We start from the raw sequence: 24329 nt of genomic DNA, 5'->3' as shown, positions 1-24329 counted from the left end.
CACTATGAGCGCACTCATTATGCACTCCATACGCTCCGAGCCCCTGCCCTTCGGCACGCCCTGACCGCTCACAGCCCCCGCACCATCTCCTGGTGCGGGATACCCGCCTCCTCGAAGGGCGCGCCGCGGTCACTGAAACCGGCGCGGTGGTAGAAACCGATGGCCGAGCGCTGGGCGTGCAGGACGACCTCGCAGTCGCCGCGCAGGCGGGCGGCGTCGATCAGCGCCTCCAGCACTTGGCGGCCGACCTGGCTGCCGCGCATCGGCGCGATCACGGCCATGCGGCCGATCTTGGCGGCGCCGTGTTCCGCCGGCAGCAGCCGGCCGGTCGCCAGCGGCATGCCCAGGCGGTTGAAGGCCACGGCGTGCAGGCAGGTGGCATCGGCCTCGTCCCACTCCAGCTCGGCCGGGATCTGCTGCTCCTGCACGAAGACCTCGGTGCGGATCGGCCCGGCCGAATCGCGCAGCTCGGCCCAGCCGCCCGTGCGCACCTCCACCATCGCCTCGCCGGCCTCGTAGCCGAGCAAGGTTTCGCGCAGCGCCAGCGGCACCGGGCGGCTGGTCTGGGTGGCCGGGTCGGCGAAGACGTAGACCAGCTCACCGCTGATCAGCAGCTGCTCGGCCCGGAAGATCGCGCAGACGAAGCGGATCGACGAGTTGCCGATGTGCTGGCAGCGGATCGCCACCTCCAGCTGCTCGTCGTAGCGGGCGCTGGCGTGGTACTCGACGGTGGCCTTGCGCACGTAGAGGTCGCCGCCCAGCTGCTGCATCGACGCCTGGTAGGGCAGGCCCAGCGCACGCCAGTAGTCGGCGATCGCGGTGTCGAAGTACATCAGGTAGTGGCCGTTGAAGACGATGTGCTGCAGGTCCACCTCCACCCAGCGCACGCGCAGGCGGTGGGCAAAGCGGAAATCGCTGCGGCGCAGCAGCTCCTCGGTATGGCTCATGGTGGATCTCCGTGACGAGTCGTGTCGATGACGTTCAGATGCCCAGCCCGAAGGCCTCGCGCAGGGCGGCAGCGATCGAGGCCTGGGCGTCGTGCGCCTCGGTGATGGCGCGGCCCATCTTGATGAAGTCGTGCGTCAGCCCGCGCCAGAGTTCGAGCTGCACGGGCACGCCGTGCAGGCGCAGGCGGTCGGCGTAGGCCAGGCCTTCGTCGACCAGCGGGTCGCACTCGGCCAGGCCGACCCAGGCGGGCGCGACGCCCTCCAGGTCATCGGCCAGCAGCGGCGCGAAGCGCCAGTCGCTGCGCTGGTCGGCGTCGACGTAGTGGTCGAAGAACCAGACGATGGCCGCCCGGTCGAGCAGGAAGCCCTCGGCAAACTGCGCGTGCGAGTCGGTGTCCGCGTGCGCGGTGGTGCCCGGGGTGATCAGCACCTGCAGGGCCAGCGGCAGGCGCTCGTCGCGGGCATGCAGCGCGGTCACCGCGGCCAGCGTGCCACCCGCGCTGTCGCCGCCGACCGCCAGGCGCATGCCGTCCAGCCCCAGGCGCGCGGCGCCCTCCCCGGCCAGCCAGCGCAGCGCGGCCCAGCAGTCATGCACCGCGGCGGGAAAGCGGTGCTCCGGCGCCAGCCGGTAGTCCAGCGCCACCACCGCAGCGCCGCTGCGCTGCGCCAGCTGGCGGCACAGGCTGTCGTGCGTCTCCAGCCCGCCGATCGTGAAGCCGCCGCCATGCAGGTAGAGCAACGCCGGCAGGCGCTCGTTGCTGGGCGCGTACAGGCGGGCGGGGCGCGCCAGCCCCGGTGCGTCAGGCACCTCCAGCGGCATGTCGAAGGTCTCGACGCGCGCCAGCGCCCCCCGAGGCGGCTCCAGCACCTCGGCGGCGAGCTCGTAGGCCGCTCGCGCCTCCTGGGCGCTGAGGTGGTGGAACGGCTTGCGCCTGGCACGCTGGATGCGTTCCAGCAGGCCGCGCATGGCGGGGGTGAGGCGGTGGGGCACGGCAGGGCTACAGCGAGCGCGCCGCCGCCACGCAGGGACGGCGCCGACGCAAAACGGGCGCCGCAGTGTGCCAGAGGCGAATGCCGGCGGGGGGCATGCGATGCGATCTCAAGGCCGCTTGCCCGGGCACCGGTCAGGGCGGCAGCAGCTCGGGCGCGCACCCCACCCGGTTGCGCCCGGCCTGCTTGGCACCGTAGAGTGCCCTGTCCGCGGCGGCATACAGCCGCTCGAAGGCCTCGGGCGCCGGCAGCCGCAGGCAGCCGTTCATGCAGGCCACGCCGAAGCTCGCGCTGACCGGCAGGGTCACCGGCGGGCAGACGAGCGCAGCCACCTCGCTGCGCAGGCGCTCGGCCAGCGCCGCGGCGGCGGCCAGATCGGTCTGTGGCAACAGGATCACGAACTCCTCGCCGCCCAGGCGGCCCACCTCGTCGCTGCCGCGCACGAGGCGGCGCAGCACCCCGGCCGTGGCCTGCAGCACGGCATCCCCGGCCGGGTGGCCCCAACCGTCGTTGATGTGCTTGAAGCGGTCCAGGTCCAGCAGGATCAGGCTGGTGTCCTGCAGGTGGCGCTGTGCCAGGGCCAGTTCACGCTCGGCGAGCCGGCGCAGCTCGGTGCGGTTCCACAGCCGCGTCAGGCCGTCTCGCACCGCCAGTTCGCGCAGGCGCTGCTGTTGGCGGCGCAACTCGGCCTCGGAGTCACGCAGCGCCTCAACGAGCGTTTCGTGCTCGACGAAGCGCCGCCACAGCATCGACGACAGCAGCCAGCCCAGCGCACAGGCGGTCAGGCCGTTGACCTGGTTGCTCAGGCGCAGTGTTGCATCGGGCTGCATCGCGGACATCACGAGCAGGAAGCCACTGCCGGCGGCCAGGTACAGCAGCAACGAACGCACCGGGGGCAGCAGCATCAGCAGCCCCATCAGCAACGAGGCCAGCAGGAAGGGTGACACATTGGGCGTCACCGCCTGGTCGATCGCCACCACCGTCACCGCGAAGCCCAGCACCGCTGCGGTCCCGGCCAGCTCGACCGCCGCCGCCAGCCGCGCGCCAGCGGTGCCCCGCCCGGTGCGCTCCCATTGCCAGGCCAGCGCGAGCACACCCAGCAGGGCCAGCATCAGCAGCGCCATGACACCGTGCGCGATCTCGATGCCGTTGGCCCAGGCCACCACACGTGGGTCGGCAGCCCGTGGCTGCGATCGGAACACCGCCACATGCACGAGGTTGAGCAGCAGCAGCACCCCACCGCCCCAGGCCATGCGCGGCCGGTTGACCTGCGCCGCGCGCCGGCGCACCAGCGCTGGCGCTGCCCACAGCGCCCGCCAGCGCGCATCCCCAGCCGCTTCCGCCATGCCCTCGTCGCGATCGGTCACCCTGTATCCCGTCCAATCATCCCGGCGCAACGGGCCCGGGCCGATGGGCATCGTACCCAGCATCGGCCGGCCGCCGCGCGGCAGCCTGGGCCAGCCAGTGGGCATGGGCGGCGGCCGGAGCGCTGTCACGCAGCCGGTGGTCGGACCAGAAGCGCCGCCAGGCCCGTGCGCCCGGCACGCCATTCCACAGGCCCAGCGCATGACGCATCGCTGTCAGCCAGGGTGTGCCGCCCTCGTGCAGCGCCTGCAGGTGGTCCACCCAGGCAGCCTCCGCCGCATCGCGGCTGGCCGCTGGCCCGGGCTCGCCGAAGAAGCGCGCATCCCAGGCGGCCATCTGCCAGGGCTCGTGGTAGGCCTGCCGGCCGACCATCACCCCGTCGACCTGCTGCAGGTGCGCGTCGATCTCGTCGTCGGCCTTCACCCCGCCGTTGAGCACGATCGTCAGCGCCGGGAAGTCCCGCTTGAGCTGGTAGACGAACTCGTAGCGCAGCGGCGGAATGTCACGGTTCTCCTTCGGGCTCAGGCCCTGCAGCCAGGCATTGCGCGCATGCACGATGAAGACTTGGCAGCCGGCCTCGGCGATGGTGCCGACGAAGTCGCGCACGAAGGCGTAGCTCTCCTCTCGATCGATGCCGATGCGGTGCTTGACCGTCACCGGGATGCACCCCGCCACCGCGTCGACCATCGCCCGCACCCCGGCCGCCACGGTCGCCGGCTCGGCCATCAGGCAGGCGCCGAAGGCCCCCTTCTGCACCCGTTCACTCGGGCAGCCGCAGTTCAGGTTGACCTCGTCGTAGCCCCAGTCCAGCGCCAGCCGCGCGCAGGTGGCCAGGTCGGCCGGCTCGCTGCCGCCCAGCTGCAGGGCCACCGGGTGCTCCACCGCGCTGAAGTCCAGGTGCCGGTGCCGATCCCCATGGATCAGCGCACCGGTGGTCACCATCTCGGTGTACAGCCGGGTGTGGCGGGTAAGCAGGCGGTGAAACACCCTGCAATGACGGTCCGTCCAATCCAACATCGGCGCGACGGACAGGCGCCAGGGGCTGGGCTGGAGGCTGGGGGCGGCAGTGGCAGAGGCAGTCAAGGGGAGGCAAGCAGGCCGTGAAACAGCCTGCATTGTCGGTGCTCTGCGCGACCGTCAGGCGAGCGACGGATCCGCCTTCATGGCGACCGCGGCCTGCAGCAGCAAGCCCCGCAGCCAGATCCTCGCCCCGCCCTGCCTCAGAGCGACTCCGCCGGCGCGCCCTCAGCCACCACCTCAGCCACCACCTCAGCCACCACCTCAGCCACCACCTCAGCCACCACCTCATCAGCCACCTCAACCTCCACCGGGGCGGCCGGCAGCACCCAGCCATCGATGCGCTCGAACACCGCGATCGACTCGACGTGCGCGGTGTGCGGGAACATGTTCACCACGCCCGCGGCGGTGCAGCGGTAGCCGGCCTGGTAGACCAGCAGGCCGGCGTCGCGCGCCAGGGTCGCCGGGTTGCAGCTGACGTAGACGATGCGCCGCGGCGGCTCGTAGCCGTCGATCGGCGCCTGGCGCACCTCGGCCAGCGCCTTGGCGAGCGCGAAGGCACCCTCGCGCGGCGGGTCGACCAGCCAGCGGTCGGCGCGGCCGTAGGCGCCCAGGTCGGCCGGGGCCAGCTCGAAGAGGTTGCGTGCAGCGAAGGTGGCCTTGTGCGCCAGGTGGTTGCCGGCGGCGTTCTCGCGTGAACGCTGCACCAGCGCCTCGCTGCCCTCGATGCCCAGCACCTCGCGCGCCTGGGTGGCCAGCGGCAGGGTGAAGTTGCCCAGGCCACAGAACCAGTCGATCACCCGCTCGTCGGGCTGCACCTGCAGCAGGTTCAGCGCGCGCTGCACCAGCACGCGGTTGATGGCGTGGTTGACCTGGGTGAAGTCGGTGGGCTTGAAGGGCATCGTCAGCCCGTACTCCGGCAGCGTGTAGGCCAGCTGGGGGCCGAGCACGTCGAGGCGGTGCACGCTGTCCGGGCCCTTGGGCTGCAGCCACCACTGCACGCCGTGGGCGGCACCGAAGTCGGCCAGCTTCGCCAGGTCGGCGGATGAGAGCGGCGCCAGGTGGCGCAGCACCAGCGCCACGACTAAGCCCTCGGCACGCTCACCCAGCGCCACCTCGATCTGCGGCAGCGTCTCGCGCGCTTCCATGCCGCCGACCAGCGCACGCAGCGGCATCAGCAGGCCGCTGACCTTGGCGGGCAGGATCGGGCAGACCTGCATGTCGGCCACGTAGCGCGACTTGCGCTCGTGGAAGCCCACCAGCACGGTGCCCTTCTTGGCGACCCAGCGCACCGACAGGCGGGCGCGGTAGCGGTAGCCCCAGGCAGGGCCCTCGATCGGGCGCAGCACGCGCTCGGGCTTCACCTTGGCCAGGTGCTGCAGGTTGCCTTCCAGCGTGCGCTGTTTGACCGCCACCTGCGCCGCGGGCTCCAGGTGCTGCATCTTGCAGCCGCCGCAGGCCCCGGCGTGCAGGCCGAAGTGCGGGCAGCCCGGGCGCACGCGCTGCGAGCTCTCGCGCCCGAGCACCTTCAACGTGGCCTGCTCCCACTGGTTCTTGCGGCGGTTCACTGTGACCTGGGCCGTCTCGCCGGGCAGCGCGCCCTCGATGAAGACCACCTTGCCCTCGGCGTTGCGCGCCACGCCCTGTGCCTCGAGGTCGAGCGCGTCGACCGTCAACCATTCGTCTGCTGCTGTCATGGCGTGATTGTCTCAGGCTGGTCACGAACAGACCCAAAGTCATGTGCAGAGGTGTCGCGGTGCTAACGGGCCGGCCAGTGGGGTTACCGAGGTAAGACCGGGACGCAAACCCTGGGCGCAGGGGCCGCCGCTGCTTATCGTTTCTTCACCCGCCGAACAGACCCAGGCCACCGCATGCCGCGGCGCCCGGTCGGCCCGACACCTCGCAAGGAGCCTCCCGATGACATTGCCCCCCACGACCCCGCCGTCCCACGCCACGCCGTCCGCACCGTCCGCGTCAACGGCATCCACGTCCGACCGCCCTGGTCCGTCGCGCAGACGCGGTGTCCAGATGGCCGCGTTGTCCGTGCTCTTTGCCGCCGTGCTGGTGGCCTGCGGCGGTGGCAGCGGCGGCTCGGGCAGCGAAGCCGCGGCCGATTCGACCGTGACGGTGAGCGATGCCGACGGCGGGCTGCGGGTGAGCATTGCCTCGGCCGCAGCGCGCGATGCCGCGGTGCCGGCCGACACCGCCGCATCGGGCACCCCCACCGACCGCCACTGTGACCACGCCTGGACGAGCACCCGCTACGCGCTTGCGGCCACGGTGACGGCCGGCCCGAGTGCCGGCCAGTCGCTGCAGGGCGCCCTGCTGCTCAAGGGCGAGCTGCAGGAGGACGGCAGCACCAGGCTGGTCGGGCGCTGGGTGCCGTCCGACCTGGCCACGCCGGCCAGCAAGACCACCGCGGCCACGCTCGCCAGGGAGTTGCAGGCCGCCGACACCGCCTCCAGCCTGCGCAGCAGCTACCGCCAGCAGGTGGCCGAGCTCGCCACCCAGCTGCGCAGCGCCCTGGCCGCGGCCGGCAGCCGTGACAGCGACGCCGCCCGGGCCGCCATCGAGGCCTTCCGCAGTGGCTATGCGGCCGCCACGGAGCAGTACCAGACGGCCTATGAGACCCAGCTGGTCGGCCGCGGCCATGGCCACCGTGCCGGCCAGCGGGTGAGCGGCACGCTGGGCGCGGACGGCAGCGTCACGCTGCGGATCACCCAGCGCGGCGGCACTCCCCTGGTCTTCACCGGCACACAGGCGGCCGATGGCTCGCTCAGCGGCAGCTTCACCGGCCCGACAGAAGGAGACAGCGGCACCTGGCAGGCCGCGCTGGCAGGCACCCCGGCGCCTGCACCCGTGCCCGCGCCGATCCCGGCACCGCCGGCGTCCGACCCGACGCCCGCACCCACCCCAGCTCCGACACCGGCCCCCACCCCAGCCCCCACTCCGGCTCCGACACCGGCTCCTACCCCGGCACCGACCCCAGCACCCACGCCAGCCCCCAAGCCGGCACCGACGCCCGCGCCGACTCCTGCCCCAACGCCCGCCCCCGCAGTCGGCGACCCGGCCGCCGGACTGACGAAGTACGGCGCCACCTGCGCCAGCTGCCACGGCAGCAGCGCGTCCGGCCTGTCGCAGGCGGGCACGCTGAGCGGCCTGAACAGCGCCATGCAACGCAACGCCCACCGTTCGTTCTCCGGCAGCCTGACCGATCAGGACAAGCTGGACCTGGTCGCCTACATCGCCAGCGCCAACTGACGCCCAAGGCACACCGCCGCACGCCGGCACCATGAGAAAGGGGCACCGTCGGTGCCCCTTCTTTCATCCTGCGCGCCACGGCGCATCAGCGCGACGGCAGCAGCCGGGTCGGGTCGATCGGCTTGCCCTTGCGGCGGATCTCGAAGTGCAGCGCCACGCGGTCGCTGTCGCTGGAGCCCATCTCGGCGATCTTCTGGCCGCGGCGCACCAACTGGTCTTCCTTGACCAGCAGGGCCTGGTTGTGGGCGTAGGCAGTCAGGTAGGTCTCGTTGTGCTTGACGATCACCAGGTTGCCGTAGCCGCGCAGGCTGGAGCCGGCGTAGACCACCCGGCCGTCGGCGGCGGCCAGGACCGCGTCGCCGGGCTTGCCGGCGATGGCCACGCCCTTGTTGCGCACCTCGTCGAAGTTCGCTACCACCGTGCCCTGGGCCGGCCACTGCCAGGCCAGGTCGTCGTCCGCTTCGCGCACCGCGGCCGGTACCGGGCTCGCCGCGGGAGCGGCCACCGGGGCCGGCGCAGCCGCTGGGCTGGCCGCCGGGCTCGTCGGGGCCGGCGCAGGGTTGCTGGCCGGCGCGGTGGTGGACGCCACCGGCGCCACCGGGGTCGGCGCAGCCACAGCGGGCTGCGGCTTGCTGTCGATCGGCCGGGACTCGACCCGGCTGCTGCCCACGCCACGCGCCGTGGTCGTGTTGCCGTCCTGGCCGGGCGGGATCACGCGCAGCACCTGGCCAACCTCGATGCGGTCCGGGTTGTCCAGGCCGTTCCAGCGCTGGATGTCACGCCAGTTCTGGCCTGTTTCCAGGCCGACGCGGATCAGCGTGTCGCCCGGGCGCACGGTGTAGAAACCGGGCTTGCCGGCGTTCTCGGTGTTCATCGGCACGCGCGGTGCCTCGACGATGGGGGCGGGGGTGCCGGAGGCCGGGGCCGGCGAGCGCGGCGACACGGTGCGGTCCTCCACCGGTGCGCGGGGCCGTTGGCCGGTCGCACAGGCGGCCAAGAGTACCGCGACCGATAGGGCCAGGACCGCGCGGCTGGTGCGCGCAACAATGCGTGTAGATGTCATGGAAGGTGCGGAAAGGCGAACCGTCACGGCCGGGCGTGTCCGTGCCGAGTCCCCCGCCGGACTGCCTCACGGGGTGCCGTGATCGCTGATGCCCGATTCTAAGGGGACGAACCGCACCGGCTCATGCCGCTGCTCGACGTAGGAGCCGTCGGCACGCCGGTCCACCACCAGCAGCACCTGGCCGCCCAGGCGGGCATCGTGCACCGGGGCCACCAGCCGCCCGCCCGGGGCGAGCTGCTCCAGCCAGGCGCCCGGCAGCTCCTGCCCCCCCGCCGCGGCGATGATGCCGTCGTAGGGCGCGTTGGGCCCGTGCCCGAGGCGGCCGTCCCCGTAGACGAGGCGCAAGTGGCTCGGTCGGGTCGGTGCCAGGTTCTCGCGCGCCCGGTCGTACAGGCCGCGCAGGCGCTCGACCGAGTAGACCTGCCGCGCCAGCAGCACCAGCACGGCGGCCTGGTAGCCGCAGCCGGTGCCGATTTCCAGCACGCGGCCGAGGTCGCTGCCCTCCGGGCGAGCACGCAGCAGCGCCAGCATGCGCGCCACGACCGAGGGCTTGGAGATCGTCTGGCCCAGCCCGATGGGCAGGCTGGTGTCCTCATAGGCCTGCGGCGCCAGCGCCGCGTCGATGAAATGGTGGCGCGCCACGTGGCCCATCGCCCGCAGCACGTCCTCGTCCGCACAGCCGGCCTGGCGCAGGCGCTCGACCATGCGCAGGCGCGCCGTGGCGCCTTCGGCGATCGCTTCCGGCCAGGGTGGCAGGCCGCTGCGGCGCAGCGGCGGCCGCGCCACGGGCGCCGACGTGATCACAGCACTGGCAGCGGGTGGCTGCGCCGGATCGACGCCGGCCGGGACCCCGGCAGGCACCGCAGTGGCGGGAGGCACACCCGGGAGCGGGGCCGACGTAGGGGCCGACGGAGGAGCCGACACAGGGGCTGAGGAGAGAGCCGCCGGCGCCCGGCCACGGGCCTGAACAGCGGGCAGGTGCTCGCCACCGACCGGACCGGGCCCGACCAGGCGGCGCAACGTCGGCTGGGTATCGCCCAGCTGCAGCGGAAAGCGGCGTCGGCGCGGCGCCTCCGGAGCCGTCATCGCGGCTCGGCCCAGCGCCGCCAGCCTGGCAGCCCGGCGTGGTCGGTCAGGTCCACCTGCAGCGGCGTGAGAGACACGAATCCGTTCGCCACGGCATGGAAATCGGTGCCCTCGCCGGCCTCGCGGGCGTCGCCGGCCGGGCCGATCCAGTAGAGCGGCTCGCCGCGCGGGCTCATCTGCTGGATCACCGGCTCGCTGGCATGGCGACGCCCCAGCCGAGTCACGCGCTGCGGCAGTCGCGCGGCGTCGACCCGGTTGGGTACGTTGACATTGAGCAGCCAGGCGCCCGCACCGGCGCCGGTGGGCGGGGACTGCAGCACCCGGGCGATCAAGCCCCGGGCAACCTCGGCCGCGGCCTCCAGGTTCTGCCAGCCCCGGTTCACCAGCGAGAAGGCGATCGCCGGGATGCCGAACAGGTAGGCCTCCATCGCGGCGGCCACGGTGCCGGAGTAGAGCGTGTCATCGCCCATGTTGGCACCGTTGTTGATGCCGGAGACCACCAAGTCCGGGCGCTGCGACAGCAGCCCGGTGAGCGCCACGTGCACGCAGTCCGACGGCGTGCCGTTGACGTAGCGGAAGCCATTGGCCGCCGTGTGCACCGACAGCGGGCGCTGCAGCGTCAGCGCGTTCGAGGTGCCGCTGGCGTTCTGCTCGGGCGCCACGACGTCCACCTCGGCGAAGCCGCGACACACCTCCACCAGCGCCGCAAGGCCCGGAGCGAGGTACCCATCGTCATTAGCCACCAGGATGCGCATGGGGTCATTGTAGGCAGCCCATCCGGAGCGCCGCATCATGGATCGCCCACCCTGGCACCTGCGTGACAGGAACGCGCTGCGCTCTGCGGCGATCATCGCCAGCCGTGCGCGCGACCAGCGACGGCCAACACCACGATGAGGAGACCCACGATGCACGCCTGGTTGTGTGAACAGACCACCGGCCCCCAGGATCTGCAATGGAAGGCGCTGCCGACGGCGCAGCCCGGCCCGCGCGAGGTGCGCGTGGCGGTGCACTGCGCCAGCCTGAACTTCCCCGACCTGCTGATCACCCACGGCAAGTACCAGGTGAAGCCGCCGCTGCCCTTCGTGCCCGGTCTGGAGTTCTCGGGCGTGATCGACGCGGTCGGCGCCGAGGTGAGCCACCTGCGCATGGGCCAGCGGGTGGCCTCCTTCGGCGGCATGGGCGCCTTCGCCACGGAGGTCTGCGTGAGCGCGGACAAGGTGCTGCCGATCCCCGACGCGATGACCTTCGAGGACGCCGCCGCCTTCATCTGCACCTACGCGACCACCCACCACGGCCTGATCGACCGGGCTGCGCTGCGCGCGGGCGAGACCGTGCTGGTGCTGGGCGCTGCGGGCGGCGTGGGCACCGCGGCGATCCAGATCGCCAAGGCCGCCGGGGCGCGGGTGATCGCCGCCGCATCGACCGACGAGAAGTGCGAGCTGACCCGCCGCCTGGGCGCCGACGAGGCGATCAACTACAGCCGCGAGGACCTGCGCGAGCGCCTCAAGGTGCTGACCGAGGGGCGCGGCCCCGACGTGGTCTACGACCCCGTGGGCGGTGACCTGGCCGAGCCGGTGTTCCGCTCGATCGCCTGGCGAGGCCGCTACCTGGTGATCGGTTTTGCGCAGGGCGGCATCCCCAGCCTGCCGTTGAACCTGGCGCTGCTCAAGGGCGCCTCGATCGTCGGCGTGTTCTGGGGCGACTTTGCCCGCCGCGAACCGCAGGCCGCCGTGGCCGCGCTGGTCGAACTGACCCGCTGGTACGTCGAGCGCCGCATCAAGCCGGTGCTCGACCAGGTGCTGCCGATGAGCCAGCTCAAGCAGGGCTACGAACGCATGGCGAGCCGAAAGATCCAGGGCAAGTTGGTGCTGTCCAACGATCTTTGATCGCCCTGACCGCTCGGCCCCTGGGCTGCAGGCCGCGCCCCCTGGGACTGAGGGGGAGCCTAGCCTCAGGGCCTGAGCCAGCAGCCGATAATGCCGGTGCACGTTGCCATCGTGCACTCTTCATCGTGCTGCCAAGGTTTGCCTCATGTCCATTCGCGTGCTGATCGTCGAAGACAACGCGGTTGCGCGCAGCTTCCTCGTGCGCGTCGTGCGCGAGAGCTTCAGCGACGAGATCGACTTCACCGAGGCCCGGGACCTCGACTCGGCACGCCAGGCCCTGGGCATCGGCCCGAGCCAGCGCGCTCGGCCCGACCCGAAGGGATTTCGCCTGATCCTCTGCGACCTGGAGCAACCCGACGGCTCGGGGCTGGAGTTGCTGGCGCAGCTGGCGGGCCACCCGGCCATCAAGATCGCCACCACGCTGCACTGCGACGACGATCACCTCTTCCCTGCGCTGCAGTGCGGCGCCGACGGTTACCTGCTCAAGGAAGACCGCTTCGAGGTGCTGGTCGAGGAACTGCAGAAGATCGTGCGCGGCCAGCCCTCGCTGTCCCCGGCGATCGCACGGCGCTTCCTGGGCTTTTTTCGCGGCATCGACAACCGCGGCGGCTCGGTGGATTCCAGCTTCGGCAGCCTGAGCGAATTCGGCGGGCGTACCCTGCCGGCCCCGCTGGGCAGCCCGGCCGCCGACATGCCCGGCCTGAACAGCCGCGAGAACGAGGTGCTGACCTACCTCGCCAAGGGCTTCACGATCAAGGAGATCGCGCGGCTGATGGGCATCAAGTGGTTCGCGGTGAACGACCACATCAAGGCGGTCTACCGCAAGCTGGCACAGCACAGCTCGCCGGACGAGGCCCTGGAGCTGCACCGCCTCACGCGCGACTGACGTGAACCACCCCCGCAGCGCCTTCGGCGCTCCCCCTCAAGGGGGCTGAGCCCGGACTTGAAGGGTTCTGCGGACCGTTCAAGCCTGGCGAAGGGCCGGGGCACAGTCCCCGGCGCGGCCTGCAAGGCGCCGCCAGCGGCCCGGCGAAGCCGGTTCCGCGGCCGCTGTTTGTTGGCGTGTAGATCAGGCGCCGCAGAGGCGCGCGCGTGCCGCGTCGTATTCCGCCTTCAACTGGGCCACCAACGCAGCAGCCGGCTGGACCTTGTCGATCGCACCGATGCCCTGGCCGCAGCCCCAGATGTCCTTCCAGGCCTTGGCCGCGCTGCCGCCGAAGTTCATCTTGCTCGGGTCACTCTCCGGCAGGTGATCCGGATCCAGGCCCGCCGCCACGATGGAGGCTTTCAGGTAGTTGCCGTGCACGCCGGTGAAGAGGTTGCTGTAGACGATGTCGTCGCTGTTGCTGTCGACGATGCACTGCTTGTAGCCTTCGCTGGCACGCGCCTCGTCGGTGGCGATGAAGGCCGAGCCGATGTACGCCAGGTCCGCCCCCATCGCCTGCGCAGCCAGGATGGCGCCGCCGCTGGCGATCGAGCCCGACAGCGCCAGCGGGCCGTCGAACCACTGGCGGATCTCCTGGATCAGCGCGAAGGGGCTCTTGACGCCGGCATGGCCGCCGGCACCGGCCGCCACCGCGATCAGGCCGTCGGCGCCCTTCTCCACCGCCTTGTGCGCAAAGGCGTTGTTGATGATGTCGTGCAGCACGATGCCGCCCCAGCCGTGCACGGCGTCGTTGACGTCGGTGCGCGCCCCCAGGCTGGTGATGATCACCGGCACCTTGTACTTGGCGCACAGCGCCAGGTCGTGGTCCAGCCGGTCATTGCTCTTGTGGACGATCTGGTTGATCGCGAACGGCGCGGACGGCGCCTCGGGGTGGTCACGGTCCCAGGCGGCCAGCGTCTCGGTGATCTCGGCCAGCCATTCGTCCAGCAGTGACGCCGGGCGGGCGTTGAGCGAGGGCATCGCGCCGACGATGCCGGCCTTGCACTGCTCGATCACCAGCTTGGGGTTGCTGATGATGAACAGCGGCGAGCCGACGACCGGCAGGCGCAGGCGCTTCAGGATGGGGGGCAGGGCCAAGGGAAGTCTCCTCGTGATGGGCTGGCGGCACAGTCTGCCGACCCGCGCCGTGGCGGCCTGTCACGCAGGCGCCAGGCGCGTTGGAGTGGTGCGTCTAAATCGAAAAGGGCCGCTGCTGCGGCCCCGGCTCAGAACGCGTCCAGCGGCAGCGCGCAGGCGGATTCACCGCCTTCCAGGATGCTGTCTCGCAGCCCCGGCACGCGGGTGAGGATGTGCTCGGCGTAGAAACGCGCCGTCGCCACCTTGGCCTGCATGAACTCGACCTCTTCACCCTCGTTGATGGCGTCCTCGGCGGCCAGCAGCGCGCGGCCCATCTGCCAGCCGGCCATCAGGTTGCCGGCCAGCATCAGGTAGGGCACCGAGCCGGCGAAGACCGCGTTCGGGCTGGCCTTGGTCTGGCCGGCGACGAAGTCCACCACCTCAATGAACGCCTCGCGGGCGGCCTTCAGGCGCTTGGCGAAGCTCTGCGCGGCCGGGTCGTTGCGCGCGGCCAGGTCGGCCTCGGTCAGCTCGATCTGGCCGGCAATCGCCTTGGCGGACTGGCCGCCGTCGCGCGAGGTCTTGCGCCCGATCAGGTCGTTGGCCTGGATCGCGGTGGTGCCTTCGTAGATGGTCAGGATCTTGGCGTCGCGATAGAGCTGGGCGATGCCGGTCTCTTCGATGAAGCCCATGCCGCCGTGCACCTGCACCGCCAGGCTGGTGACCTCCAGGCTGGTCTCGGTGCTGTAGCCCTTGACCAGCGGGACCATGAACTCGTAGAAGGTCTGGTTCTGCGCGCGGGTCTCGGCGTCCGGGTGGTGGTGCGCAGCGTCGTAGGCGGCCGCGGCGGTGATGGCCAGCGCGCGGCAACCCTCGGCGGTGGCGCGCATCGTCATCAGCATGCGGCGCACGTCCGGGTGGTGGATGATGGGCGCGGCCCCCTTGACCGAGCCGTCCACCGGGCGGGACTGCACGCGGTCGCGCGCGTACTGCACCGCCTTCTGGTAGGCCCGCTCGGACACCGCCAGGCCCTGCACGCCCACGCCGAAGCGGGCGGAGTTCATCATGATGAACATGTACTCCAGGCCGCGGTTTTCCTGGCCGATCAGGTAGCCGATGGCGCCGCCATGGTCGCCGTACTGCAGCACCGCCGTCGGGCTGGCCTTGATGCCCAGCTTGTGCTCGATGCTGACGCAGTGCGCGTCGTTGCGCGTGCCGGGGTTGCCGTTGGCGTCGAGCAGGAACTTCGGCACGATGAACAGGCTGATGCCCTTGACGCCCTCGGGCGCACCCTGAACCCGCGCCAGCACGAGGTGGACAATGTTCTCGGCCATGTCGTGCTCACCGTAGGTGATGAAGATCTTGGTGCCGAAGATCTTGTAGGTGCCGTCGGGCTGTGGCTCGGCGCGGGTGCGCACCGCGGCCAGGTCGGAGCCGGCCTGCGGCTCGGTCAGGTTCATCGTGCCGGTCCACTCGCCGGAGATCATCTTCGGCAGGTAGGTGGCCTTCTGCTCGTCGGAGCCGGCGGTCAGCAGCGCCTCGATGGCGCCGTCGGTCAGCAGCGGGCAGAGCGCGAAGCTCAGGTTGGCGCTGTGCAGCACCTCGGCGCAGGCCGCGCCGATGGTCTTGGGCAGGCCCTGGCCGCCGAAGTCCACCGGATGCTGCAGGCCCTGCCAGCCGCCTTCGCCGAACTGCTGGAAGGCCTGCTTGAAGCCGGGCGTCGTGGTGACCTTGCCGTCGTGGAAGGACGAGGGGTACTTGTCACCCTCCCAGTTCAGCGGGGCGACCACGCCCTCGTTGAACTTGGCGCACTCTTCCAGCACGGCGGCGGCGGTGTCGTAGCCGGCATCCTCGAAGCCGGGGATCTGCGTGAGCTGGTCGATGCCGGCCAGTTCCTTCATGCAGAAAAGCATGTCCTTGACGGGGGCGCGATAGGTCATTTTTCTCTCCAGACAAGACTCGGGCGCCACAACCGGCTGGTTGGGCGCCCGAAGAGGTTCAGTGGCTGCTGCTCACGAAGCAGCCATCGAAGCACGCACTCAGAGCGACTTCACCAGTTCCGGCACGGCGGCAAACAAGTCCGCCTCCAGCCCGTAGTCGGCCACGCTGAAGATGGGCGCCTCGGCGTCCTTGTTGATCGCCACGATCACCTTGCTGTCCTTCATGCCGGCCAGGTGCTGGATCGCGCCGCTGATGCCGCAGGCGATGTAGAGCTGTGGCGCGACGATCTTGCCGGTCTGGCCCACCTGCCAGTCGTTGGGCGCGTAGCCTGCGTCCACCGCGGCGCGGCTGGCACCGAGTGCCGCACCGAGCTTGTCGGCCAGCGGGATGAGCACCTCGTTGAACTTCTCGCTGCTGCCCATCGCCCGGCCACCGCTGACGATGATCTTGGCAGCGGTCAGCTCGGGGCGGTCGTTCTTGGCGATCTCGCTGCCCAGGTACTGGCTCTTGCCGCTGTCGGCCACCGCCGCCAGGGCCTCGACGGCGGCACTGCCGCCCGTGGCTGCCGCAGCGTCGAAGCCGGTGCCGCGCACGGTGGCGACCTTGATCGCGTCAGTGCTCTGCACGGTGGCCACGGCGTTGCCCGCGTAGATCGGGCGCTCGAAGGTGTCCGGGCTCACCACCTTGGTGATGTCGCTGAGCTGCGCCACGTCGAGCAGTGCGGCCACGCGCGGAGCGACGTTCTTGCCGCCGGCCGTGGCCGGGAACAGCAGGTGGCTGTAGCCCGGGGCGATGGCGACGACCTGCGCGGCGACGTTCTCGGCCAGGCCGTGGGCCAGGGCTTCGCTGTCGGCGTGCAGCACCTTGGCCACACCGGCGATCTGGGCGGCCGCGGCCGCTGCCGCGCCGGCGTTCTGGCCGGCCACCAGCACGTGCACGTCGCCCCCGCAGGCCAGGGCCGCGGTGACGGTGTTCAGGGTCGCGCCCTTGAGGGTCGCGTTGTCGTGTTCGGCAATGACGAGGACGCTCATGCTCAGATCACCTTGGCTTCGTTCTTCAGCTTGTTCACCAGCGTCGCAACGTCCGGCACCTTGATCCCCGCGCCGCGCTTGGGCGGCTCGCTGACCTTCAGGGTCTTGATGCGCGGGGCCACGTCCACGCCCAGGTCGGCCGGCTTGACGGTCTCCAGCGGCTTCTTCTTGGCCTTCATGATGTTGGGCAGCGTCACGTAGCGCGGCTCGTTCAGGCGCAGGTCGGTGGTGACGATGGCCGGCAGGCTCACCGACACGGTTTCCAGGCCGCCGTCGATCTCGCGCGTGACGGTGGCACGGCCATCGGCGACTTCGACCTTGGAGGCGAAGGTCGCCTGCGGCAGGCCGGCCAGCGCCGCCAGCATCTGGCCGGTCTGGTTGCAGTCGTCGTCGATGGCCTGCTTGCCCACGATCACCAGGCCCGGCTGTTCACGGTCCACCAGGGCCTTGAGCAGCTTGGCCACCGCCAGCGGCTGCAGTTCATCCGCGCATTCGACCAGGATGGCCCGGTCCGCGCCGATGGCCATCGCCGTGCGCAGGGTCTCCTGGCACTGCGTGACGCCGCAGGACACCGCGATCACCTCCGTGACCACACCCTTCTCCTTGAGCCGAACCGCCTCTTCAACCGCAATCTCGTCGAAGGGGTTCATGCTCATCTTGACGTTGGCGATGTCCACCCCCGTGCCGTCCGACTTGACGCGGACCTTGACGTTGTAGTCCACGACCCGCTTGACGGGTACCAATGCCTTCATGCGATCTTCTCCAGTGGTTGGGCTTGCTGCTGACCGAATGGCGATTCTAGGTGGCGACAGGAGGCAGTCCATCATCGTCGACCTAAAAAAGCACGATCGTTCTATTTTAGAGGAATTGATGCACTGCCGCAAATCCCCGCTGCTAGACTGAGGCGCCTAGAGTTTTCGGCCACCACGGCGCCCTCCACCGACTTGCCCATGACGCCAGCGCCGCCCTGCCCGACCCTGCCCGCCTGCATCGGGGTGTTCGATTCCGGCCTGGGCGGCCTGTCGGTGCTGCGCGCCATCCGCCGCGACCTTCCCGCGGCCCGCCTGCTCTACGTGGCGGACTCCGGCCACGCACCCTACGGCGAGCGCGACATGCCCTTCGTGCAGGAGCGCTCGCTGGTGATCGCCGACTTCCTGCGCAGCCAGGGCGCCCGGCTCCTCGTCGTGGCCTGCAACACCGCCACCGCAGCGGCCGTGCAACTGCTGCGCAGCCGCCATCCCGACTGGCCGATTGTCGGCGTCGAACCCGGCATCAAGCCGGCCGCGGCGCTGACCCGCAACGGCCGCATAGGTGTGCTGGCCACCGAAGGCACCCTGCGCAGCGAGCGCTTCCGGATGCTGGCGCAGGCCCACGCCGCCCATGTCGAGCTGCACCTGCAGCCCTGCCCCGGCCTGGCCGCCGCCATCGAGGCCGGCGACCTGGACGCGCCGGCGCTGCTCGACATCGTGCGGCGCTGCTGCGAGCCCCTGCGCGTGGCCGGTGTCGACACCGTCGTGCTTGGCTGCACGCACTACCCCTTCATTGCCCACCACATCCAGGCCGTGCTCGGGCCGGCCGTGCGGCTGATCGACACCGCCGATGCAGTGGCTCGGCGCACCGCAGACCTCACCGATGGCCCACCGCCCCTGCCCGCGGGATCGGCCAGCGCGGGCAGAGAGGTCCGCCTGTGGACCACCGGTGACCGGCAATTGCTGGCTGACGTGACCCGGCGCTGGCTGGACTTCCCCTGCCGAATTGAGGCCTGGCCCGCCGAGCACCCCGGTGCACGCGCAGACCACGTCGGCTAGACGCGACAAGCGGGTGCAGGCCCGGACCAGCCCAGCCCTCGTCATCGCTGCACGCTGGATCGAAAGCGAGAAATCGTTCACAGTTCGTGCGTGCACTTTTGCACTTTCGAGGAGGATCTACTGATGGACATGAAGTCGATCGAGACGTTTTTGAGCACCACCGCCATCGACCTGGCGATCAAGATCCTGGCCGCGATCGCGTTCTGGATCATCGGCCGCTGGCTGATCGGCAAGGTGGTCAACCTGATGCAGGCAGCGATGAACCGCAATGCGGTCGATCCCACGCTGACCAAGTACCTGGGCAACATCGTCGCCATCGCGCTGAACATCGCCCTGGTGCTGGGCATCCTGGGCTACTTCGGGATCCAGACCACCTCGTTCGCCGCGATGCTCGCCGGCGCCGGCGTGGCCATCGGCGCGGCCTGGAGCGGCATGCTGGGCAACTTCGCGGCCGGTGCGTTCATGCTGATCCTGCGCCCCTTCAAGGTAGGCGACTTCATCAGCGCGGGCGGCATGGTCGGCACGGTGAAGGAACTGGGCCTGTTCGGCACCACCATCGTGACGCCGGACAACGTGCACACCATCGTCGGCAACGGCAAGATCTTCAGCGACACGATCCAGAACTTCTCCGTCAACTCGGTGCGCCGCGTCGAACGCACCGCCCAGCTGGCCAACGGCGTGGACCCGCTGGACGCGATCGCGCGCCTGAAGGCCGCTGTGGCGCAGATCCCGAACGTGGTCGCCGAACCGGCCCCGGAAGTGAACCTGCTGGACTTCCAGCTGCAGGGCCCGGTGATCTCGGTGCGCCCCTACACCCACACCGACCACTACTGGCAGGTTTACTTCGACACCAACGAGGCGATCGCCCGCGTCGGCAAGGAAGCCGGCTGGCCCGTGCCCGCAGTGACCCAAATCCACAAGGTCACCCCCGCCGCCTGACCGCGCGGCCTCACCGGGAACGACCCGGCACCGCGCCACGCGCAGCCGGGGGCGGGATCGGGATGCATCGAGCCTTCGCCGCGCATTCAGCTGCTGCACTGCAGCATGATGGCAGACTCATGTATACTCCGATCACTCGACGCCCCCTTCGCGGGGCGTCGTTTTTTCGTTCATCCCCTCTGACCTTCCTCTTTCCCCTCATCCTGCGGGACGCCTAAACAGGCCGTCGACCGCGGGGTTGCAGGCGCGGTCGGCGGCGATGCTGTTCGACCACCGGGCGGGAAGAATCCCCTGACCACTGGACGCACCTCGTGCGCGGATGGATGCCGCGCAGCGTGGCGCCCTGCCCTTGCGCCGCTGCATGTCGCGCGGCGCCCGCCTGTCGCTCCGCCCCTGGCGCGACCTGAGAAAGACCGAAGAGATCATGAGTTTCGACACCCTGGGCCTGCTGCCGGCCATCCTGAAATCCGTCCTCGCGGCCGGCTACGAAAACCCCACCGAAGTGCAGGCGCAGACCATCCCGCCCGCACTGGAGGGCCGTGACCTGCGCGTGTGCTCCAACACCGGCAGCGGCAAGACGGCGGCCTTCGTGCTGCCGGCGCTGCAGCGCGTGCTCAACGCCCGCGCCGACCCGGCGCAGCGCCGCCCCAAGGGCCAGGCCTTCGGCCCGCGCGTGCTGGTGCTGACGCCCACCCGTGAGCTGGCCATCCAGGTCGCCAAGGCGGCTGAAGTCTATGGCCAGGACGTCCCCGGCCTGAAGATCGCCACCGTCGTCGGCGGCGTGCCCTACGGCGCCCAGCTGGCTGCGCTGCGCAAGCCGCTGGACCTGCTGATCGCCACACCGGGCCGCCTGATCGACCACCTGGAAAGCGGCAAGGCCATCCTCGGCCACGTCGAGATGCTGGTGCTCGACGAAGCCGACCGCATGCTCGACATGGGCTTCATCGAAGACATCGAGCGCATCGCCGCCGCCCTGCCGCAAAGCCGCCAGACCGTGATGGTCAGCGCCACCTTTGCCGGCCAGGTGGGCCGCCTGGCCGACCAGATCCTGCGCGACGATGCGCAGCGCATCGAGGTGGCCAACCACACCGACAGCCACGAGAACATCGAGCAGCAACTGATGTGGGCCGATGACCTGCAGCACAAGGCTGCCCTGCTGGAGCACCTGCTGACCGAGCGCGAGCTGCAGCAGGCGGTGATCTTCACCAGCACCCAGCGCGATGCCGACGAGCTGGCCGCCCACCTCTACGACCTCGGCCACGCCGTGGCGCCACTGCACGGCGGCATGCCGCAGGGCCGCCGCAACCGCACGCTGATGGCGCTGCGCCGCGGCGAGCTGCGCGTGCTGGTGGCCACCGATGTGGCCGCCCGCGGCATCGACGTGCCCAACATCAGCCACGTCATCAACTTCGGCCTGCCGATGAAGGCCGAGGACTACGTGCACCGCATCGGCCGCACCGGCCGCGCCGGCCGCTCGGGCCGCGCAATCACGCTGGCCGAGCGCCGCGACGTGTCGATGATCCGCCGCATCCAGCAGTTCACCACCCAGCCGATCCCGGTTGGCACGATCGAAGGCCTGGAGCCCAAGCGCCCGGTGCCCGAGCTGTTCACCCGCACGCCACGCCACATGGAGCGCCCGGGCAACCGCCCCGGCGCCCACCGCGGCGCGCCAGCCCACCGTGGCCACCCGTCGGCCGGCGGCCCTGGTGGTTTCCGTGGCGAGCCGCGCTGGCATGAGGGTGGCGACGACCGCCGCCGTGACGGCCACCCGCCGCGCGCTGGCGGCCATGGCCCGGCGGCCCACGCCGCCCGTGGCGAAGGCCACCATGCGCCGGCTGCCCACCCGCGCGCTCCGTACCGCCCCCACGGCGACGCTCCGGCCGGCCACCACCGCCGCGATGGCGCCCCGGCCCGCGGCCCGGCCCGCCCGCGTGGCCCGGGCCCGCGCTGAGCGAAACCCGCACGGCGGCGCTGATCGGCTGATCGGCTGATCGGCCCGCCGGGCAGCAAAAAGCCCGACCTCTGGTCGGGCTTTTTTCGTCTTGTCCGCACAATCGTCGACCCGTCGGCGCCTCGGCCGGGCGGCCTCCCGCCCCTCAACACGCCCATCACCCCGCCGGCCAGGTCACCTCGGCCAGCAGCCCGGGCTCGGCACTGCGCAACGTGAGCCGGCCGCCGTGCGCCTCGGCGATCAGCCGACACAGATGCAGGCCCAGGCCGACCCCGCCGCTGCGCCGGCCGCGGTCCGAGTCCGGGCGGTAGAAGGCCTCGGTCAGGTGGGCCAGCTGCTCGGGCGGCACGCCCGGGCCGTGGTCGCGCACCGTCAGCCGCAGGGCATCGCCGACGCGGACGAGGCTCAGCTCGACATCCGGGGCCTGCGTCTCCTGACCCTCCTGGGCCTCCTCGGGTCGACCATGCCGCAGCGCGTTACTCAGCAGGTTGCGCAGCAGCACGCGCCAGCGTGCCGGGTCGACTTCGACGGGGCCGAGCACCTCATCCACTTGCACCTCGATGCGCGCAGCGCCACCCTCGGGGCCCAGCTCGGCCACCACGGTGCGCACCAGCGCCGCCAGGTCGGTGGCTTCGCGCTGCAGGGCGGCATGGCCGGCAGCCAGCCGTTCGCTTTCCAGCAGGTCGGTGATCAGCTCGCGCATCTCGCCCAAGTCGCGCAGCAGGGCATCGCGCGAAGGGCCCTCATCGACCAGCTCGGCGTTCAGCCGCGCGCGCGTCAACGGCGAGCGCAGTTCGTGGCTGATCGCCAGCAGCAGCGCCCGCTTGGCCTCCAGCATGCCGTGCAGCCGCGTCGCCATGGTGTTGATGCGCCCGGCCAGCTCGCCGAGCTCGTCGTCGCGGCGCTGTGGGATCGGCGCGTCGAACTTGCCCGCTCCGTAGCGTTCGGCCCCGGCGGCGATGTCGCTCAAGGGGCGCAGCCAATGGCGCACCACGCCATAGGCCACCAGCGTCAGGATCGCCAGCAGGCCGACCGTGAACCAGCCGATCGATCGCGGCCGGTCACGCCACGGGACCTGGGCGATGCCGAACTGCAGCACGTGGCCATCGGCCGTCAGGCGCCGCGCCATCAGCCAGCCACGCTCGGTGTCGGCGGCATCGTCGTCGAGCACGGGAAAGTGCCGATGCATGCCGCGGCCCATCGGCCCGTGCGCCGGGTCGCGCGGGTGCCAGGGGGCCTCTACCTGCGAGGCCCCTCCCATGCGGGACCAGGGCGGCCGCATCGGCTGGGGCGGCGAGAGCGCCGTGTCGCCGCGCGAATCCCACTGCACCGCCGGGCCGCTGATGCGCACCGTCAGCGGCAGGCGCTCGGCCAATGCGCGCGCGCGGGCGACGTCCGGCGGGTTGCCGATGTCCTCCGCGAGGCGGTCCACGTAGTCCGCCACCAGCGGGCGCACCAGTGCCCGCCAAGGGCCGCCCACCGCACGCTGCATGCCACCCGCACCGACCCCCACGATCGCCACGGCCAGCAGCAGGAACAGCAGCACGATGCGCAACCCGAGGCTGCGCCAGGCCGCACGCAGGCGGGCCATGAGACGGTTCACGCGCGGGCCCCCGCAAAGGTGTAGCCCGCGTTGCGCAGCGTCTTGATGCAGTCCTGCGGCTCCAGCTTGCGGCGCAGCCGGCTGACGACGATGTCCACGGCCCGCGTGTAGAGGTCGGCCTCGTGGCCGCGCAGGCGGTTCAGGATCTCGTCGCGGCTGAAGACCTTGTGGGGTTCGCGTGCCAGCATGGCCAGCAACTCGAACTCGGTGCCGGTCAGCTCCACCACCTCGCCCTGGCGCAGCACCTGGCGGCGGTCCAGGTCGACCACCAGACCGTCAAAGACCAGGCGGCGCGCGTCGGACAGCTCGTCGGCACCCGGCTTCGGAGCGCGGCGGCGCAGGATGGTCTGCAGCCGCGCGGCCAGCTCGCGCGGCTCGAAGGGCTTGGGCAAGTAGTCGTCCGCGCCCAGCTCCAGGCCGATGACGCGGTCCATCACGTCACCGCGGGCGGTGAGCATCAGGATCGGCAGGTCACGGGGAAGGTCGCTGCCGTTCCGGATCTCGCGGCACAGCGCAAACCCATCCATCTCCGGCAGCATCACGTCCAGGATGGCGCCGTCGTAGGCCACCTCACGCAGGCGCTGCAGGGCGACGCTGGGACGCAGCGCGCAGTCCACCTCGAAGTCGTAGCGCTTCAGGTAGGCCGCCAGCGGCGCACCCAGGTGCTCGTCGTCATCGATCAGGAGGATGCGGGGCATGGTGCTTCATCCTGCCACAGCGGTACCAGGGAGGCGCCGCTGCGGCAGGCTCGGCGAAATCAGCCGCGGGGCCAGCCGCGCCCACCCATGCCGCGGCCACCGCGCGACAGGAAGTCGCGCACCTTGGCCTGCTGCTCGGGCTTGAGGCTGTCGTAGAAGTCACCCATCGCGGTGATCATCTCCGGCGCGGCGGCGCGCATCGCATTGCCCTTCTCGTCCACCAACGCCTGGGCGCGGGCGCGGTCAAAGCGCTCGCCGCTCATCAGGCCCAGGAACTCGTCACGCGGCGTCTTGCCCGGCTGGCCCGCCTGTGGAGCCGGGCCCGTCATCTTGGTGCGCTGCTGGTGCATCTTGTCCAGCAGGGTCACCAGCTTGGCTTTCTGCCCAGCGTCCAGCGCCAGCTCTGTGGTGGCACGCTCGACCATGCGGTCACGCATCTTGGCGTGGTCGGCATCGCTCATCGGGCCGCGGTGCATGCCGCGCATGCCCATCATCGGGCCACCCATGCCGGGGCCGCAGGCAGCAGGCCCGTCACCGGCCATGCCACCACCCATCGGGCCGTGGCCACAGGCGGCCAGACCACCCACCGCCGCAGCGGCAAACACGACGTACAGGGAACGCTTGATCCAGGGGGTCATGATCGAATTTCCTTCTTCACTGAGGATCCCGCACGCGGTTCGGCAGGACATGGCCTCATGGTGCCCGCCAGGTGCCGCAGCGTCCTTTCAGCCCGGTATCGTC

The 24329-nt window shown here is 71.0% G+C and carries 21 protein-coding genes; 5 read left to right on the top strand and 16 right to left on the bottom strand.

Annotated elements, in window-relative coordinates; genetic code table 11:
• Positions 1-68 precede the first annotated feature (68 nt).
• The 9 genes from NGK70_RS12550 to surE form a co-directional block, all read right to left on the bottom strand.
• Positions 69-947: a YbgC/FadM family acyl-CoA thioesterase gene (locus NGK70_RS12550; RefSeq protein ID WP_251973532.1), complete on the bottom strand. Its 879-nt coding sequence runs from the start codon at positions 945-947 to the stop codon at positions 69-71.
• A 34-nt stretch (positions 948-981) separates the two neighbouring features.
• Entirely contained in the window at positions 982-1914 is a 933-nt protein-coding gene (locus NGK70_RS12545) for an alpha/beta hydrolase (RefSeq protein ID WP_251973765.1), read from the bottom strand.
• Between the two features lie 157 nt (positions 1915-2071).
• Positions 2072-3304: a GGDEF domain-containing protein gene (locus NGK70_RS12540; protein ID WP_251973531.1), complete on the bottom strand. Its 1233-nt coding sequence runs from the start codon at positions 3302-3304 to the stop codon at positions 2072-2074.
• Positions 3305-3320: 16 nt separating this feature from the next.
• The gene (dusA, locus tag NGK70_RS12535) at positions 3321-4418 is read right to left on the bottom strand and encodes a tRNA dihydrouridine(20/20a) synthase DusA (RefSeq protein WP_251973530.1); all 1098 of its coding nucleotides are present in this window, start codon (positions 4416-4418) and stop codon (positions 3321-3323) included.
• 104 nt (positions 4419-4522) lie between these two features.
• Positions 4523-6016, bottom strand: a complete 1494-nt coding sequence (gene rlmD, locus NGK70_RS12530) for a 23S rRNA (uracil(1939)-C(5))-methyltransferase RlmD (protein WP_251973529.1) — start codon at positions 6014-6016, stop codon at positions 4523-4525.
• Positions 6017-6940: 924 nt separating this feature from the next.
• Entirely contained in the window at positions 6941-7492 is a 552-nt protein-coding gene (locus tag NGK70_RS26725) for a hypothetical protein (protein ID WP_487391329.1), read from the bottom strand.
• Positions 7493-7665: 173 nt separating this feature from the next.
• A complete protein-coding gene (locus tag NGK70_RS12520) occupies positions 7666-8643 on the bottom strand; it encodes a peptidoglycan DD-metalloendopeptidase family protein (protein WP_251973528.1) in 978 nt (325 codons plus the stop codon).
• 66 nt (positions 8644-8709) lie between these two features.
• Positions 8710-9504, bottom strand: coding sequence for a protein-L-isoaspartate(D-aspartate) O-methyltransferase (locus NGK70_RS12515; protein ID WP_251973527.1), 795 nt, complete (start codon positions 9502-9504; stop codon positions 8710-8712).
• 221 nt (positions 9505-9725) lie between these two features.
• Positions 9726-10484 (bottom strand): 5'/3'-nucleotidase SurE, encoded by a 759-nt coding sequence (gene surE, locus NGK70_RS12510; protein WP_251973526.1) that lies wholly within the window; start codon positions 10482-10484, stop codon positions 9726-9728.
• Positions 10485-10634: 150 nt separating this feature from the next.
• Between surE and NGK70_RS12505 the strand changes: the two genes are divergently transcribed.
• Together NGK70_RS12505 and NGK70_RS12500 are read left to right on the top strand one after the other, a co-directional pair.
• Complete coding sequence (locus NGK70_RS12505; protein ID WP_251973525.1) at positions 10635-11615, top strand: NADPH:quinone oxidoreductase family protein; 981 nt, start codon at positions 10635-10637, stop codon at positions 11613-11615.
• A gap of 145 nt (positions 11616-11760) precedes the next feature.
• Positions 11761-12501, top strand: coding sequence for a response regulator (locus NGK70_RS12500; protein ID WP_251973524.1), 741 nt, complete (start codon positions 11761-11763; stop codon positions 12499-12501).
• A gap of 183 nt (positions 12502-12684) precedes the next feature.
• On the opposite strand, the gene NGK70_RS12495 is transcribed toward NGK70_RS12500, so the two are convergent.
• From NGK70_RS12495 to NGK70_RS12480, 4 genes are all read right to left on the bottom strand, one after another.
• On the bottom strand, positions 12685-13638 hold the full coding sequence (locus tag NGK70_RS12495; protein ID WP_251973523.1) for an NAD(P)H-dependent flavin oxidoreductase: 954 nt from the start codon (positions 13636-13638) through the stop codon (positions 12685-12687).
• Positions 13639-13766: 128 nt separating this feature from the next.
• Positions 13767-15557, bottom strand: coding sequence for an acyl-CoA dehydrogenase (locus tag NGK70_RS12490; protein WP_251973522.1), 1791 nt, complete (start codon positions 15555-15557; stop codon positions 13767-13769).
• 99 nt (positions 15558-15656) lie between these two features.
• The gene (locus NGK70_RS12485; RefSeq protein WP_251973521.1) at positions 15657-16589 is read right to left on the bottom strand and encodes an electron transfer flavoprotein subunit alpha/FixB family protein; all 933 of its coding nucleotides are present in this window, start codon (positions 16587-16589) and stop codon (positions 15657-15659) included.
• A 2-nt stretch (positions 16590-16591) separates the two neighbouring features.
• Positions 16592-17341 (bottom strand): electron transfer flavoprotein subunit beta/FixA family protein, encoded by a 750-nt coding sequence (locus tag NGK70_RS12480; RefSeq protein WP_251973520.1) that lies wholly within the window; start codon positions 17339-17341, stop codon positions 16592-16594.
• Between the two features lie 198 nt (positions 17342-17539).
• Here NGK70_RS12480 and murI point away from each other — a divergent pair, with 198 nt between their 5' ends.
• From murI to NGK70_RS12465, 3 genes are all read left to right on the top strand, one after another.
• On the top strand, positions 17540-18397 hold the full coding sequence (murI, locus tag NGK70_RS12475; RefSeq protein ID WP_251973519.1) for a glutamate racemase: 858 nt from the start codon (positions 17540-17542) through the stop codon (positions 18395-18397).
• A 123-nt stretch (positions 18398-18520) separates the two neighbouring features.
• The gene (locus NGK70_RS12470) at positions 18521-19336 is read left to right on the top strand and encodes a mechanosensitive ion channel family protein (RefSeq protein WP_251973518.1); all 816 of its coding nucleotides are present in this window, start codon (positions 18521-18523) and stop codon (positions 19334-19336) included.
• 424 nt (positions 19337-19760) lie between these two features.
• Positions 19761-21287, top strand: a complete 1527-nt coding sequence (locus tag NGK70_RS12465) for a DEAD/DEAH box helicase (protein WP_251973517.1) — start codon at positions 19761-19763, stop codon at positions 21285-21287.
• A gap of 157 nt (positions 21288-21444) precedes the next feature.
• Here NGK70_RS12465 and NGK70_RS12460 read toward each other — a convergent pair whose 3' ends face one another.
• From NGK70_RS12460 to NGK70_RS12450, 3 genes are read right to left on the bottom strand one after another with little or no spacing between them, the layout of a single operon-like run.
• Positions 21445-22878, bottom strand: a complete 1434-nt coding sequence (locus NGK70_RS12460; protein WP_251973516.1) for a HAMP domain-containing sensor histidine kinase — start codon at positions 22876-22878, stop codon at positions 21445-21447.
• A gap of 8 nt (positions 22879-22886) precedes the next feature.
• Positions 22887-23588 (bottom strand): response regulator transcription factor, encoded by a 702-nt coding sequence (locus tag NGK70_RS12455; RefSeq protein ID WP_251973515.1) that lies wholly within the window; start codon positions 23586-23588, stop codon positions 22887-22889.
• Positions 23589-23647: 59 nt separating this feature from the next.
• Positions 23648-24226 carry a Spy/CpxP family protein refolding chaperone gene (locus NGK70_RS12450; RefSeq protein WP_251973514.1) on the bottom strand — a complete coding sequence of 193 codons (579 nt, stop codon included), beginning with the start codon at positions 24224-24226 and terminating at the stop codon, positions 23648-23650.
• Positions 24227-24329 lie beyond the last annotated feature (103 nt).

It is taken from the genome of Sphaerotilus microaerophilus (assembly GCF_023734135.1).
Classification (GTDB): Bacteria; Pseudomonadota; Gammaproteobacteria; order Burkholderiales; family Burkholderiaceae_C; genus Sphaerotilus; species Sphaerotilus microaerophilus.
The sequence above is the reverse complement of the archived record's forward strand: the minus strand, read 5'-3'. Positions and strand labels throughout refer to the sequence as shown.

Coding starts and splice junctions, on each gene's coding strand:
- murI (WP_251973519.1), top strand. CDS start 17,540: ATGACGCCAGCGCCGCCCTGCCCGACCCTGCCCGCCTGCATCGGGGTG.
- NGK70_RS12480 (WP_251973520.1), bottom strand. CDS start 17,341: ATGAAGGCATTGGTACCCGTCAAGCGGGTCGTGGACTACAACGTCAAG.
- rlmD (WP_251973529.1), bottom strand. CDS start 6,016: ATGACAGCAGCAGACGAATGGTTGACGGTCGACGCGCTCGACCTCGAG.
- NGK70_RS12485 (WP_251973521.1), bottom strand. CDS start 16,589: ATGAGCGTCCTCGTCATTGCCGAACACGACAACGCGACCCTCAAGGGC.
- NGK70_RS12465 (WP_251973517.1), top strand. CDS start 19,761: ATGAGTTTCGACACCCTGGGCCTGCTGCCGGCCATCCTGAAATCCGTC.
- NGK70_RS12500 (WP_251973524.1), top strand. CDS start 11,761: ATGTCCATTCGCGTGCTGATCGTCGAAGACAACGCGGTTGCGCGCAGC.
- surE (WP_251973526.1), bottom strand. CDS start 10,484: ATGCGCATCCTGGTGGCTAATGACGATGGGTACCTCGCTCCGGGCCTT.
- NGK70_RS12545 (WP_251973765.1), bottom strand. CDS start 1,914: ATGCGCGGCCTGCTGGAACGCATCCAGCGTGCCAGGCGCAAGCCGTTC.
- dusA (WP_251973530.1), bottom strand. CDS start 4,418: ATGCAGGCTGTTTCACGGCCTGCTTGCCTCCCCTTGACTGCCTCTGCC.
- NGK70_RS12470 (WP_251973518.1), top strand. CDS start 18,521: ATGGACATGAAGTCGATCGAGACGTTTTTGAGCACCACCGCCATCGAC.
- NGK70_RS12505 (WP_251973525.1), top strand. CDS start 10,635: ATGCACGCCTGGTTGTGTGAACAGACCACCGGCCCCCAGGATCTGCAA.
- NGK70_RS12520 (WP_251973528.1), bottom strand. CDS start 8,643: ATGACATCTACACGCATTGTTGCGCGCACCAGCCGCGCGGTCCTGGCC.
- NGK70_RS26725 (WP_487391329.1), bottom strand. CDS start 7,492: ATGGCGCTGTTCAGGCCGCTCAGCGTGCCCGCCTGCGACAGGCCGGAC.
- NGK70_RS12455 (WP_251973515.1), bottom strand. CDS start 23,588: ATGCCCCGCATCCTCCTGATCGATGACGACGAGCACCTGGGTGCGCCG.
- NGK70_RS12450 (WP_251973514.1), bottom strand. CDS start 24,226: ATGACCCCCTGGATCAAGCGTTCCCTGTACGTCGTGTTTGCCGCTGCG.
- NGK70_RS12460 (WP_251973516.1), bottom strand. CDS start 22,878: ATGGCCCGCCTGCGTGCGGCCTGGCGCAGCCTCGGGTTGCGCATCGTG.
- NGK70_RS12490 (WP_251973522.1), bottom strand. CDS start 15,557: ATGACCTATCGCGCCCCCGTCAAGGACATGCTTTTCTGCATGAAGGAA.
- NGK70_RS12550 (WP_251973532.1), bottom strand. CDS start 947: ATGAGCCATACCGAGGAGCTGCTGCGCCGCAGCGATTTCCGCTTTGCC.